Source organism: Microcoleus sp. S36a_B3 (assembly GCF_036700745.1).
Classification (GTDB): domain Bacteria; phylum Cyanobacteriota; class Cyanobacteriia; order Cyanobacteriales; family Microcoleaceae; genus Microcoleus.
Genome location: NZ_JAUBPN010000004.1, coordinates 241984 through 253470, shown reverse-complemented (window position 1 = coordinate 253470; position 11487 = coordinate 241984). Strand labels below are relative to the sequence as shown.

13 protein-coding genes are annotated in these 11487 nt (G+C 47.1%); 3 read left to right on the top strand and 10 right to left on the bottom strand.

Annotated features, from left to right (window positions below):
• Positions 1 to 174: 174 nt before the first annotated feature.
• Positions 175 to 900, top strand: coding sequence for a tetratricopeptide repeat protein (locus QUA01_RS06970; RefSeq protein ID WP_333115085.1), 726 nt, complete (start codon positions 175 to 177; stop codon positions 898 to 900).
• On the top strand, positions 897 to 1127 hold the full coding sequence (locus QUA01_RS06965) for an Osc7112_2153 family protein (RefSeq protein WP_333088228.1): 231 nt from the start codon (positions 897 to 899) through the stop codon (positions 1125 to 1127). The genes QUA01_RS06970 and QUA01_RS06965 overlap by 4 nt, the downstream gene beginning before the upstream one ends.
• 485 nt (positions 1128 to 1612) lie before the next feature.
• On the opposite strand, the gene QUA01_RS06960 is transcribed toward QUA01_RS06965, so the two are convergent.
• From QUA01_RS06960 to QUA01_RS06910, 10 genes are all read right to left on the bottom strand, one after another.
• The gene (locus QUA01_RS06960; protein WP_333088418.1) at positions 1613 to 3049 is read right to left on the bottom strand and encodes an IctB family putative bicarbonate transporter; all 1437 of its coding nucleotides are present in this window, start codon (positions 3047 to 3049) and stop codon (positions 1613 to 1615) included.
• 212 nt (positions 3050 to 3261) lie between these two features.
• Positions 3262 to 4155, bottom strand: coding sequence for a sensor histidine kinase (locus tag QUA01_RS06955; protein ID WP_333088226.1), 894 nt, complete (start codon positions 4153 to 4155; stop codon positions 3262 to 3264).
• 330 nt (positions 4156 to 4485) lie between these two features.
• Positions 4486 to 5928, bottom strand: a complete 1443-nt coding sequence (locus QUA01_RS06945) for a 1-acyl-sn-glycerol-3-phosphate acyltransferase (protein ID WP_333088225.1) — start codon at positions 5926 to 5928, stop codon at positions 4486 to 4488.
• Positions 5929 to 6232: 304 nt separating this feature from the next.
• A complete protein-coding gene (locus tag QUA01_RS06940) occupies positions 6233 to 8239 on the bottom strand; it encodes a ribonuclease catalytic domain-containing protein (protein WP_333088222.1) in 2007 nt (668 codons plus the stop codon).
• Positions 8240 to 8539: 300 nt separating this feature from the next.
• The gene (gene rpsR, locus QUA01_RS06935) at positions 8540 to 8755 is read right to left on the bottom strand and encodes a 30S ribosomal protein S18 (protein WP_194010705.1); all 216 of its coding nucleotides are present in this window, start codon (positions 8753 to 8755) and stop codon (positions 8540 to 8542) included.
• 102 nt (positions 8756 to 8857) lie between these two features.
• Positions 8858 to 9046 (bottom strand): 50S ribosomal protein L33, encoded by a 189-nt coding sequence (gene rpmG, locus QUA01_RS06930; RefSeq protein WP_333088218.1) that lies wholly within the window; start codon positions 9044 to 9046, stop codon positions 8858 to 8860.
• A 38-nt stretch (positions 9047 to 9084) separates the two neighbouring features.
• On the bottom strand, positions 9085 to 9618 hold the full coding sequence (locus QUA01_RS06925) for an RDD family protein (protein ID WP_333088216.1): 534 nt from the start codon (positions 9616 to 9618) through the stop codon (positions 9085 to 9087).
• Between the two features lie 101 nt (positions 9619 to 9719).
• On the bottom strand, positions 9720 to 10007 hold the full coding sequence (locus QUA01_RS06920; protein WP_333088214.1) for a type II toxin-antitoxin system RelE/ParE family toxin: 288 nt from the start codon (positions 10005 to 10007) through the stop codon (positions 9720 to 9722).
• Positions 9982 to 10212 (bottom strand): hypothetical protein, encoded by a 231-nt coding sequence (locus tag QUA01_RS06915; RefSeq protein ID WP_194066079.1) that lies wholly within the window; start codon positions 10210 to 10212, stop codon positions 9982 to 9984. Before QUA01_RS06915 ends, QUA01_RS06920 begins: the two co-directional genes overlap by 26 nt.
• A gap of 9 nt (positions 10213 to 10221) precedes the next feature.
• Positions 10222 to 10413 carry a hypothetical protein gene (locus QUA01_RS06910; RefSeq protein ID WP_333088213.1) on the bottom strand — a complete coding sequence of 64 codons (192 nt, stop codon included), beginning with the start codon at positions 10411 to 10413 and terminating at the stop codon, positions 10222 to 10224.
• A gap of 165 nt (positions 10414 to 10578) precedes the next feature.
• Between QUA01_RS06910 and QUA01_RS06905 the strand changes: the two genes are divergently transcribed.
• Positions 10579 to 11433 carry an SGNH/GDSL hydrolase family protein gene (locus QUA01_RS06905; protein WP_333088212.1) on the top strand — a complete coding sequence of 285 codons (855 nt, stop codon included), beginning with the start codon at positions 10579 to 10581 and terminating at the stop codon, positions 11431 to 11433.
• Positions 11434 to 11487 lie beyond the last annotated feature (54 nt).

Sequence of the window (11487 nt, the reverse complement as noted above, 5' to 3'; positions counted from 1 at the left end):
ACCTATGCTCGAATACATCTAGGTAGTGGCAGCATTACGCAAGCATTCGGCTGTGGAGTTGCAAACCAGAAATGATAAATAGGCTCAGGCCTAAGTCAATTCCTAAGATGATGATGTCATGAGGGTGGCAATGAAATACGGCAAATAAATTATCACTTAACTAACAGTGACAATTTGCCAAAAACGACACCATTAGCTAATATTTTTAATGTCATGAAACAGCCAGGGAAAAAGTATCACCAGTCCAAGTGGGCGGCCTTCCTGCTCATCCTAACAGTAGGTTTTGGTGGTTGGCAATTTGGATTGCCGGAACTCGCATCACTGTTTAATAATAGAGGCTTAGAAAACTACAAAGCCAATCGATTGGCCGATACTCAACAAGCCTATGAGTTGGCGCTCGTTGTAGACCCCAAAAGCCGCGCAGCTCTTTACAATTTGGGATGGCTTTGCGAAGAGGTGCAAGATTTGCAATGCGCCCGAGAAAAATATCTGCAAGCTGCCAAACTAGGTCTGCCTGCTGCTTACAGCAATTTGGCGAGGTTATATATTCTTGATAATAAAAACTCTGCTGCTGCGGTTCACTTGCTGTGGCAAGGTTTGAAAGTAGCTGAGGACGATCGAGTTAAATATTCTTTACTTAAAAATTTGGGATGGGCGCGGCTGAAACAGGGTCGATATTCAGAAGCATTGCAACATTTGGATGCAGCCATTAAGCTTGATAGTGAAGGCCCAGCAACTTATTGCCTGAAAGCGCAAGTCCTAGAAGGGATGAAAAAAACGAAGGAAGCGCTACCGCAGTGGAAAATTTGTCTAAAGTATGCGGATTCTCAAGAGTTCGATGAGGATATATGGATAGGAATGGCACGTCAACGATTAAAAGAGGAAAAAACAAATAAATGAAACGCACATTTTTGCTTTCATCAACCATACTGGCAATTATCACAGTATTGCAGTTCAGTCAAGCCTCAAAAGCACAACCCACTCCTGCAACTGTTCAATCTACAGTTAATGAATCATCCGAAACGCCGTTCAGCTCGAATCAGTCAACGTGGCGGCGTTGCCGTGATAGAAATGGTGGAAATTATCCGTGCCCGAGATTCGTCATGCCTTCGCAGAGCGAAGAATAAAAGTTATTTTCCATAAATTTTGTAGGGTGTGACACCAGCACTTTACATTTGCAGGTATGTAGTATGTAGTAATTTTATGTAGGGTGCGTGCAGCGCGCACCCTACTATTGATCGTGGCTGTGTTCGTACAGCCATCAAGCAATATCAAATCCTCTCTTCATCGGAAGAGTAAATTGACTGTTGACTGTTGACTGTTGACTGTTAACTGTTAACTGTTAACATCATTCCGGTGCAACCGGATTTGACATAATATCATGTCCGGTCGATTGAAAACAAGAAAATTGGATCGCGCGTGCGTCAGTCAGTGTCCGCTCATAGATTGCGGACACTGACTGACGTACTACGAACCGTTTTTGTGATGGTAATTTACCGGAGATGATATCAAAATCTCGAAGAGCTCCTGCAACCTGCGAGCTTCGGGGAAAGCACTAAAAGAAACAAATGCTTTTTGCAAAAGAACAGATGTTCTGTGCCAGCATTTTTATCTACTCGCTTTCTGTCAAAGCTGAATTTTGCTGCTGCGGGTTCCTGTAAAAACTAGCAATAATCGCCACCATCAACCACCACAGCATATTAACTTCTGGTCTGTACCAAACGGTATCGACAAAACCGTGAGCCATCATGCCGGTTAAAGTTGCGATCGCCGCAATCAACCAAAACCCTTGATTCGATTTGAGATTTGGGGACGCTTCCTCTAAATTAGAGATATTAAATTGCGCGTCGCGCAATTTTTTGATCTGCAACAAACCTTGATTGACGGTGACAGTCATCAGCCACAGGAAAGACATTAAACCGATAAAGCCTGTTTCTACGGCAATTTCCAGCAGCACGGAATAAGCGCTTAAAGCAGTGAATTTCGGCTTCATATAAAGCGGATAAACTTTATTAAAGGCAGTGTTTCCGGGGCCAATTCCGAGAATTGGCCGATCGCGAATCATATCAATCACCGCAGTCCAAACATTAATCCGAAAATTGTTGCTGCTGTCGCCGCGGCCGACAAACATACTCGAAACTCGATCGCGCAATGGCTCCACCAAAAGCACTCCCAAAATTAACGCACCAACCAAACCTCCCAACCCTAACGGCAGGGCCCAAGTGCGCCAGAACCGATGCATAGAAGGGCTGTACCAGTACCAAAGCAGCACTAAAAACACCACAAGCAGAGCCACAAAACCGATCCAAGCACCCCGGCTGTCGGTGTAGCGCAAACACGCGCAATTCACCACCAGCATCGTCAGAGCTAAAAGTTTTGTTCCCCATCCTTTCCACACAAAAAGTGCGGCGGCGCTTAAGGCAATTGCTGGCAGCAAATAGGAACCGAGCAAATTTGGATTGCCCAAAAAGCTGTAAACTCGCGTGAGATCGGCTTGAGTTGATGTCGGATCGTTCCAAGTAGCTAATGGCGGCACTTTATCAATCCACTGCCGCACGCCGTAGAAACTGACTACTAGGGCGACATTTAAATATACTGCAATCAACCAGGAACGCAGGCGGGGGTCTCGCAATATCCGCGCCATGAGGGCAAAAAACAGCAAATACAGCGTTAGCTTGCCCCAACCGACAAAAGCGGCGGCTTTCACCGGCGACATGGCGGTGGCGACGGTAGCAATGCCCCAGTACAGCAGTACCAGCAAGTGAATGGGTGTGAGGGCGATCGTGCGATCGTCAGAAACAGTCAGCAGCACCCAAAATGCTGCACCAGCAGCCATCAACAGCCCCACCAAGGCATTGTTCACAAACGGGCCCATACTGAACGTCAAGGCCAGCAAACCAAAACCCAGAGGCTCCGCCCACTGCATCAGCCAGCTACTTTCTCGCCAACTGCGCGCATTGCCGATCGTCCAATTCAATAAATAACTGCCATTTTGCCACTGACAGAGCGGCAAATTTGCCAGACTTAACTGTTGCCAAACTGAATTCATTTCTATTTTAGATTTGTAATTAGTCATTAGTCATTAGTCATTGGTCATTGGTCATTGGTCATTAGTCATTGGGGAATTGTTAGCGGTTAACTGTTAACTGTTGACTGTTGACTGTTAACAACTGTTTTCCTGCCAACTAACAACTAACAACTAACAACTAACAACTGCCAACTACCAACTACCAACTGCCAACTGCCAACTGCCAACTGACTTCATCCTTCCAACAACTCCGTAGCATTAGTGCAGGGGAGCCAGAGCACGTAGCGATATCCAGATTCCGGGGTGCCTTGAATCGAGAGTTGGCCGCCTTGAATTTCCACCAACTGGCAGCAAAGCAGCAGCCCCAATCGTTCCCTAGCCCCGTAACCAGCTAACACGGGTGCGGTATCCGCGGCATTCTCGGCCACCAAAGCCGCCAACTCAGAAAACGCCAGCGTTAACCGCTGGGCACTCTGTATCTGTGTCGCCAGTTGCGGTTCGAGTTCCGGGGAAGAGGTTTCGGAGTTCGATCGCCAACCGCTACCTGCTGTGGCCTTCAACAAGTAGTCGGAGTAGAGTTTAGCATGGGGCAAACTTTCTCCCAACCAAGGATGAAAAACCCAAACTCCGATGTTGATACCGTCTTCTTTCCGAGAAACGTGGACTCGAATCACGCTGCCTGCCCCAGCCGATTGAATAATGCTAAAAATTAAGTGGTGCAGCATTTGCTGAACCTTATCCTTATCTGCCAACCAGATGCGCGGCCCGGGCCCGATCGTGAAATTAATTTCTTGCTCTCGCCTACTTGCCGCCGGCGACAGGGTTGTCACAACTTGCTGACACAAACCTTCTATATCGACTGCGACTCGCTTCAAGGTGAAAGACGATTCATCGAGATTTGCTAGTTCCAAAATTTCTTCAACTAGCGATCGTAAACACCGACTGCTGTCTTGAATCACGTCGATATATTCTTTTTGCTTGCTCGTCAATGGCCCGTAAATTTCTTGGCTCAACACGCTCGCCATGCCGATGACAGAAGTGAGTGGGGTGAGCAATTCCTGCGCTAAATGATTCAGGAGTTTTACCTTAATTGAGTTAGTAGACAAATCGATAGGTTTGTTATTCATCGGTGATTTTTCTGGTTTTATTATGGCTCGTTGATTATTAGTGGTTCATTATACCTCTTTCTCAAGTCTATAACAACTTGTTGGCAGTTGCAGACTTTAAACTGATGACTGTTGACTCTTGACTGTTGGCTGTTGCTGCTGACTATTAGTTGTTAGTTGTTATTTGTTAGTTGTTATTTGTTATTTGTTATTTTTTGTTAGGAATTGAGAATTGGAAATTGGGAATTCGTAGCAAGTAACCAATAACCAATAACCAACAACCAATAACCAATAACCAACAACCAATAACCAATAACCAATAACCAATAACCAATAACTACTAACTACTGACTAATTAATCATTGCTTCTAAAGCTGATTGCAAATCTTGAGTGAGTTCGGCAACTGCTAACCGGCGGCTGGTTTGATATCCCTGCCAGCGATCGCCCACTGAGAGCGGTTCGCCCACGGTCATTTGCACCTGCTGTTTGCCCAAAGAAGGTCGCCCGAAAGGATTTCCGCCTTTGATGCGAGTCAGTACGTCCCACAGCAGTAAAGTTGTTTCTGCCAAACGTTCTGCGGTCAGTTTTTCTTGGACGTACCTGCCGGTAACGGAGACGAAACTTTCGACAAGTCTCATGTGCCACATCCGCAGACTTGCTTCTTCGGCGAGGCGATCGGCTAATCCTCTTTCTAAGGGACAAAGTGCTGCAATATCTTTGATATCTTCTCGATAAATATAGTCCCAGCCTGCTTGTTCCAGACGGCGACAGCGGTCTATCAAACTACCTTTTGGCTTTAAGTTAAAATATTCTTCTGCTACTTGCAAAGCCACGTCTAAAAGTGCTGTCAGTCGAGCAACCATCACTTCATTGCCCGAATCGTTGGCAGTTGTGTCTGGTAGCGATAATGATGTTAAAATAGAGGTCGTTGGCTGTATCTTTTTATGATAAAAACGGCTGTAAAACTCGGACATTACTGTTAACAAGTGGCTGCCAAGTCGAATCAGGCGCAGATATTGAAATTTGTAATTTTGGTCTTCGGGATCGGAATTTTCTGCCTCTAAATTGGCGGTGTTGGTGCGGTCTAAGGGTGGGAGTCCGCAATCTATTTCTAATTGAGTTAAAAGTTTTTCTAGGGGTTCCCAAGGCGGGTTGACATAGCGGTATTGAATGCCGATCGGCACGATTAACACTTTTTCCTCAGTACGTCCGGCTTTGAGCAAATCTTCAACGCACCAGAAGCCCATTTGAGCGATTCCCGGTTCGAGGGGGCTAACTATTTCATTGTGACCGTTGGTAGCGCCTTCTGGGGCGGCGGCGATGGGAAATTGGCTGTTGGCGAATAAATCGCGGGCCGATCGCAATCCGGCGCGATCGATTTTACCGCGAACGATCGGAGTACCGCCGAGGCGAGAATACAGCCAGCCGACTCCAGCACCGGCCCAGAGGGGAATTCCGCGATCGTAGATAAAGTGGGAATGTACCGGAAATTGCAGGGGAATGCCTTTGGCGCGCGCTGTTTGGGGTACGAGTTTCCAAATTAGTTGTCCCAAACAGTAGGGATCGTCGGAGTTTGGGTGGCGGAAGGCCAGCAAGAAGCGAACTTTCTGATTTTGAAATTGGTGGAATAGTTCGGCGAGGGTTTCGACGTTTTCGACTTGAATGTGGCTGATATTCGTCCGAAATCGCAGCCAGTAGGGGAGGATTTGCTGAGCGCCCCGGACGACTAGGGGGTTGTAGGCTGGGGGTATGAATTCCAGGGGCGGCTGAACTTGGTTAATTGAGTTGGCCATTTTGTGATTTTAAATTTGAGATTTGAGTTAAGGTTGTGTGCGATCGATTGACTGAAATCAGATTCCGCACGCGCGATCCGTTTTTGTTATGGTAATCGACCCGACAGGATCTGAGACGGCGGTTTCAACAGCCCTACAGAGACAAAACCCGCCTGCGCGGGTTGAAGAGCTATTTCCCCTAAACTCGTAAGTCGAAATTCGGGTGAGATTGCTAACTTAAGCTTATTGGTCGATCGCCACCAGCGCATAACTCCTTTCGCTAAGATTTTGGCAATCCAAAATCTCAAATCTCAAATCTAAAATCCTATTGTGCGGGTTCAAGAATCACTTCTTGGAAGTTAATCACATCCGATCGCGGATCGCAATGTGTGACTTTGACTTCTAGCCGATCGCCAATTTCGACCGATCGACCAAATCGCATCGCCAATTCTAAGCCCAATTCTTCCAATAAAATCAATGCGAGATTGCTATCTTCCCTCAGCCAGCGCAGCATTAAAGCTTCCCAAACTCGATCGGGATTGCGGCGCAAATATTCCAATCCCCAATAGCGGTTAGTTTGGCGTTCGACGGTAGAAGCTTCTCTGACTGCGGTACCGAGACACATCACAATATCCTGTATTTCTTGGGCAGAAAAAGGCAGTGGTTCGCCCCGCAGGTGGGCTTTAATTTGGAAGTGAGCCAGCAAGTCGGTATAGCGGCGGATGGGAGAAGTAACTTGAGCGTACAATTCCAAACCCAAGCCTGCGTGACGTCCGGGGGTCAAGCCCATTTCGCTGCGGGGCATACAGCGGCGCACGGCGCAAGCGCGGGCTGGGCCTGCGGGTACGGCCAGCAGTTCTTCATCGGGGGGGAGTTCTGGCTGGGGCTGATAGCGGTAGGGTATTGGCAGGCTGTGAGTTTGACCGTAGCGGGCGGCGACTTCGCCAGCTAAAATCATCATTTCAGCTACTAGCATTCGGGCTGTGGAGTCGTCGATGACGTGGATGTCGATGTCCTCGCCGTGGACTTTGATCACGGATTCGGGCATGAAAATGTTGATTGCGCCTTGGACTTCGCGCCATTTTTGCCGCAGTTTGGCCGCAATGGCGATCGCCCCTATTTCCGGTTCTGCTTCGATTCCCAACTCCAGCATTTCGTCTACATCATCGTAGGTTAAGCGGTAGGTTGGTTTGATCTTGCTGATGTGGATGCTGTAATCTTGAGCCGCGCCGATTTCGTCTAAGGTGACGCTAAAGCTGAGGGCGTTGCACTCTTTGCCTTGAACCAAGCTCATCGGCCCGGCTGCCAATGCTGAGGGAAACATCGGGATTGGGCCGGTGGGCAGATACACTGTAGTGGTGCGCTTTCTGGCTTCGAGGTCGAGTTCGTCTCCGGGGGAAAGCAAGCTGGTGGGATCGGCAATGTGTATCCACAGCCGCTGCTGGCCGTTTTCTAGGAATTCTAAGCTTAGTCCGTCGTCGATTTCGGTGGTGCTTTCGTCGTCGATCGTGTAAACCTTGAGGTGAGTTAAGTCGAGACGGTTTGTCTCCGAGTCGGTTGGGGGATTTTCTAGGCAGCTTTGGGCCACTTCTAATACCTTTGCGGACAATTGTAGAGGAATTTGGCTGCGCCGCAAAAACAGGTTTTCGTGGGTGCTCCACAGGCCGAGATCGACTAGGAGTTGAAATGCTGCTTCGGGGTTTTCGGAGCGTTCTAAGCTGGCTAAAGTTTCTAAGGCCGGGGTGCGGTGCGTGGCTTCTTCTCCGAGGGTTGCAAAGCGTTCTAGGGCGTCGAGGCGAGTTCGATCGCTATTAATCCACTCGACATTTTCCCCAGCCAGCCGCTGTTTGACTCGATCCCAAAATCCTTGGGATTCTTGGTGTCGCTGCTGTTCTACTTCTTGCTGGTGTTTGATTTCGGCTACTTGGGCGGCCGATCGCGGTTCGTAACGATCGCCCTTTTGTTTGAAATACAGTTTGTCTGTTGATAGCAAACAGTATGCTGCGTAGCACTGGGCCGGAGTGCGATCGGAAAATAGCAGCATGGCGAGGGATTCGGGATCTGTGTTTTCTCCGTCGCCCACTAGGAGTTCCCAAGCGACTTCTAAACTCGACGGATCTGAGTAACCTTCTACTTCTTTAAGAAATTTGGCAATGTCGGAGGGTTTGTAACTTTCTCCTACTGCTTCGTAGCTGATTTGTTTGGGCGGTATGCTGTGCGGTTGGCCTTTTTCGTCTACCACTACCCAGTTTTTCTTGCCGTCGGGGCGATCGGCAACTGCCAGACGGCGATCGCCGTGCACTCTAAATTCTACTAACGTTCCCTTCTCCACTTGCCAGCTTTATTAATTTTTATTGGAATATTTCACTCTTGCTATTTGTCTGGTTGCGATCCGGGGATTTTAGATTTTGGATGTTTATCTTTTTTACATCTCTTGTTAAAACTAACATCTAAAAAGTTTGGCTTTTTGTGCTTTAATTTTTAACTTTTTAGATTTTGATTAAGACTTACGCACCACCGACTAAATACCCAATCTTGCGCTCGATTAGCGATTCTCGCTTGCGACAAAAAGACGTTGTTTTCGCGTAAGTCCTATCTTTCCAAAATCTAAAATCTAAAATCCAAAATCGAATTAGCCTTCTTGATTTACGAAGGGCATCAAAGCTACAATTCTTGCTCTTTTGATGCTTCTGGTCAAATCTCGCTGCTGTTTTGCTGTCAAACCGGTAATCCGGCGGGGCAGTATTTTACCGCGTTCTGTGACGTATTTTTTGAGCAACTCGACATCTTTGTAGTCGATCGGGTCTCCTGGTTTGATTGGCGAAACGCGCCGGCGAAAGTAAGTCATGGTTCTTTGTTTGTTTACTGTTAACTGTTGACTGTTGACTGTTGGCTGTTGACTGTTGACTTGATCGCAACTGACAACTGACCGATCGCAACTGACGGCTGACTACTTAATCTCTTTGTGGGCAGTGTGCTTGTTGCAATGGGGGCAGAACTTTTTGAGTTCCAGCCGCGCCGTCGTGTTGCGACGGTTCTTGGTCGTGGTGTACCGAGACACGCCTTTGGAGCGTTTGCTCACGTTTGTTCGGCACTCAGTACACTCTAGAGTAATTATGATCCGGACACCTTTAGCCATAATTCTAAATAAATTTCGACTAATTTAAACACAATTTATTATCGTCTCACACTGGTCTGCACTTGGTCAAGTAATCTTCTAACTTTGATGTCTAGGGAGTAGCCGCGCTTGGTGCCGATGACGATCGTCTGGCTGAGTCGATCGTGAAAAGCTTGGGGAAACCGGGCGGTGTCGATGAAGGCAGTGCTACAGTCGATCGCCAGCGGCAGAATCAGCAGCAAGACGGCGGCGTTGGTAGATGTGAGCCCGCCTACACCCGCAAAGGCTAGGGCGGCGCAAATGCCCAGCAATCCCTCGCGCTTGCAAAGTTTCTGCACTCCGGGAATCCGTTCGAGTCTAACATCGATAATTTTCATGTCCAACGCCCAGCGCCCAAGACTTTGACCGTGGTTTTTCCTGACAATGGGTACGCGCAAAATCATCCACAGCAGGAAAAAAAAGATGGTTTGGACGATCGGATTTGCGCCCAGAAGCAAACTGGGCAGCCAAACGGCAATTGCGTCGATGCAGAAAGCAGCAGCGCGACGGCCGATCGATACTTTCGGAAGCAAGGGAACTAAATCGGAACTCATGGGCCAAAAAGAATTACTTTGAAATGCGTAAGTCTTGTTTCTATCATAATCCAAATCAAGGGGCTTGGAGCCGTAGGGCATAGCGTCAAGGCGCAGCTACATTAATAAACGTCATCATGGCTTCCAATATCCACCAATAGAATAACCATTTCTAATAATTCCTCATCTTCAGAAAATTTAAAAATTATTCTGCAATCGTAAGCAACAGAACAAGACCATAACCCGGCTAAATCCCCTCCTAACTTGTGAGACTTCAAAGATGGCATAAATGGATCATCTGTCAACAGCCTTAAAACCTTAGCAATTTGATCCTTTAATTGTGGATTTTTCTTTGTAATCTTCCTAAAAGACCGATTAAATCCACTACTCCAGACAACTTCCATCATCATCTCCTAGTAAATCTGCGATCAAATCATCAACGCTTCCTCTCTTTGCGGTCCCATTCTTAAATGCCTGCATCACCTCCTGAGCATTAGCCAAAATTTCAGCCCGCCGATTTTCAATCCGTCGCTTGCGGATTAACTCAAATAAACGCTCCTGATCTTCTATTGTCAATCTTTCAATAGACTCAATAATTTCTTGAAAAGTCATCATCTAACCTCCTTAATAATTCCCCAAGATATTAGCAATACCTTTAATAACCCGTTCCAAATTAGGCAAATAATTATCGCCTTTGTTGATAAATTCCAAAATGCGATCGACATAAACTCGATCTCGTTCTAAATTCAGAGAAACTTGTTCTCTACCAAAACCCGATCCTGAATCAAACAGCTTCACCCATGCACCGACTGACAAAAGCCACTAACATCACGATCGGTCTCCCTGCCACATTTCACTATATTATACTAGGTGATTAGGGCATTTGAAATCGCTGAAACCATTGATTTTATTGCTTCTTGGTTTTTTCTTCGGCTATAGTTGCCAAGCTCAAAAGTTAAACTTTTAGTCAAAAACTACAGAATGTCTGCAAAAGCGATATCGCCCCGTCCCAAACCCCCGAAACAGCAATCATTAATCAAACTAGCCCTCGCCGTAATTGCTGCCGTTATCATCTTTAACATTCCTCACTCCTTACTTCCCGTGTTTACAGAATCCCTATCCCAAGCAACCCCGCCACCAGAAATCCAAAACCTCCTCGCCGGCAAGGGCAGAATTGTCACAGTAGGCGACAGCATCACCGAAGCAGGCAAATATCCCGGAGGTTACGTTTGGCTGCTGCAACGCTATCTGAATGCCCTTTATCCCGACAGCAAAATCGAAGTCGTCAACGCCGGCATCTCCGGTAACAAGGCGAGTGATATGCAGGCGCGTTTTCAGAAAGATGCGCTCGACAAACAGCCAGATTTAATCACCATTAACGCCGGAGTCAACGACGTTTGGCACGCCTTCTTCGACTTCCAAAAGCTTCAGTTTCATCCCCAAGGCAACCTAGCCGCAGGAGTATCGCTAGCAGAATACATAGACAAAATAACCCAAATGGTGCAGGCAGCAAAAACCGCCGGAATTCGAGTCGCCCTGCTTTCTCCTACTCCCATCCGCGAAATTTTGGACGGCCCGGAAAATCGCAGATTGCAAGAATACGTAGTAGCAATGCGAGAAATCGCCAAACAAAATCAGTGCTTATTTATCGATTTAAATGCACCTTTTCGGGAAGTAATCAGCACCTATCAAAAACACGCGGGAAAAACTCTGAATTTGTTAGCAGCCGATGGAGTTCACCCAAATCCATCGGGATATAGAATTATTGCTTTTACTATCTTGCGCGGCTTAGGCGTACCCGCCCAGGATATTGAGAATTTGCAGGTAAAAAATTAGTCAGTAGTCAGTAGTCAGTAGTCAGTGGTCAGTAATCAGTAGTCAGTAGTCAGT

Coding starts and splice junctions, on each gene's coding strand:
- QUA01_RS06965 (WP_333088228.1), top strand. CDS start 897: ATGAAACGCACATTTTTGCTTTCATCAACCATACTGGCAATTATCACA.
- QUA01_RS06960 (WP_333088418.1), bottom strand. CDS start 3,049: ATGAATTCAGTTTGGCAACAGTTAAGTCTGGCAAATTTGCCGCTCTGT.
- QUA01_RS06955 (WP_333088226.1), bottom strand. CDS start 4,155: ATGAATAACAAACCTATCGATTTGTCTACTAACTCAATTAAGGTAAAA.
- QUA01_RS06945 (WP_333088225.1), bottom strand. CDS start 5,928: ATGGCCAACTCAATTAACCAAGTTCAGCCGCCCCTGGAATTCATACCC.
- rpsR (WP_194010705.1), bottom strand. CDS start 8,755: ATGACTTACTTTCGCCGGCGCGTTTCGCCAATCAAACCAGGAGACCCG.
- rpmG (WP_333088218.1), bottom strand. CDS start 9,046: ATGGCTAAAGGTGTCCGGATCATAATTACTCTAGAGTGTACTGAGTGC.
- QUA01_RS06925 (WP_333088216.1), bottom strand. CDS start 9,618: ATGAGTTCCGATTTAGTTCCCTTGCTTCCGAAAGTATCGATCGGCCGT.
- QUA01_RS06920 (WP_333088214.1), bottom strand. CDS start 10,007: ATGATGATGGAAGTTGTCTGGAGTAGTGGATTTAATCGGTCTTTTAGG.
- QUA01_RS06915 (WP_194066079.1), bottom strand. CDS start 10,212: ATGATGACTTTTCAAGAAATTATTGAGTCTATTGAAAGATTGACAATA.
- QUA01_RS06905 (WP_333088212.1), top strand. CDS start 10,579: ATGTCTGCAAAAGCGATATCGCCCCGTCCCAAACCCCCGAAACAGCAA.